Annotated in this window: 2 protein-coding genes; both read right to left on the bottom strand. The window is 40.6% G+C overall.

Annotation, left to right across the window (positions count from 1 at the left end):
- Positions 1 to 30 precede the first annotated feature (30 nt).
- Complete coding sequence (locus H9X96_RS22395) at positions 31 to 897, bottom strand: IS3 family transposase (protein WP_370576778.1); 867 nt, start codon at positions 895 to 897, stop codon at positions 31 to 33.
- Positions 894 to 1194, bottom strand: a 301-nt coding sequence (locus H9X96_RS22390) for a transposase (RefSeq protein WP_187668423.1), incomplete at its 5' end; no start/stop codon positions are given. The genes H9X96_RS22390 and H9X96_RS22395, both read right to left, overlap by 4 nt.

Here is a 1194-nt window from a genome sequence, read left to right as displayed (position 1 = left end):
TGGAATTGCAACAATAAAGTAGACATTCGGTTAAGCTGCAATATTTTGTTTGTTTAAGTTTCTCCCAAATTCCTCTGGGGACAAGTATCCCAGCGCAGAATGTAGTCTTTTACGGTTGTACCAAGTTTCAATATATTCGAAAACGATGCGGGCTGCTTGCTCTTTGTCAGTAAATTTGTGCTGATATGCACATTCAGCTTTTAGTGTCTTAAAGAAGCTCTCTGCCACTGCGTTGTCCCAGCAATTACCTTTTCTACTCATACTTCTGATGATCAATGGATTTTTCTCCAGTAACCATCGGAATTCATTGCAGGCATATTGAATACCACGATCAGAATGAAAAATGAGTTCCTGAATAATCGGTCTTCTTGATTGTGCCATTTTAACTGCAGGGATTACTGTATTATTTGCTTTCATCGTTGTGCTTAATGCCCAGCCAATGATTTTTCTATCACCCAGATCGATCACCGTTGTCAGATACAGCCAGCCTTGCCTGGTCCTGATATAAGTAATGTCGGATACCCATACGGCCCCTAATATTCCTGGCTTAAAGTCACGGTCCAATACATTATCCGGCACAGGGAATTTATGACTAGAGTCTGTAGTAACCTTAAATTTCTTCTTCACAATGCTTCTCAGCTTTGCTTTTCTCATGATTCTGGCAACCCTTGGCCTAGATATCCTAATCGATTTTTTACGGAGCTCCAGGGTAATTCTTGGACTACCGTATATCTTTTTGCTGTTTTCAAAAGCTTGTAAAACCTCTGCTTCAATTATTTGATTTTCAATGCTTCTGTTTGATGGACTACTGATAGTCCATTTGTAAAATCCAGCTCTACTTACTTTAAATACTGAGCACATCTTCCCAACTAAAAATACCCTGCTATGATCCTTTATAAACCCGAATATTTGTTGTCGCCCTTGGAGATAATGCTGATAGCCTTTTTTAAGATATCGCGCTCCATCTGCGTTTCACGCAGTTCTTTCTTCAATAAGACCAACTCTTGCTCAGCTGCGCTGAGTATAACTTTCCCGTTTCCAGGAAAACTACTGTCTTGTTTGCTGGAGAATTCCTTCCGCCAACGGTACAACAACGCCGAACTGATATCTAGTTCTTTGGCCAGCGCACTCAGATCTGTGCGGGTATTACTCAGTTCAACGCTCATCATCTTGAACTCTTTCGGATAGGTTTTT

This window comes from Pedobacter sp. N36a (genome assembly GCF_014472395.1).
Taxonomy (GTDB): Bacteria; Bacteroidota; Bacteroidia; order Sphingobacteriales; family Sphingobacteriaceae; genus Pedobacter.
The sequence above is the reverse complement of the archived record's forward strand: the minus strand, read 5'-3'. Positions and strand labels throughout refer to the sequence as shown.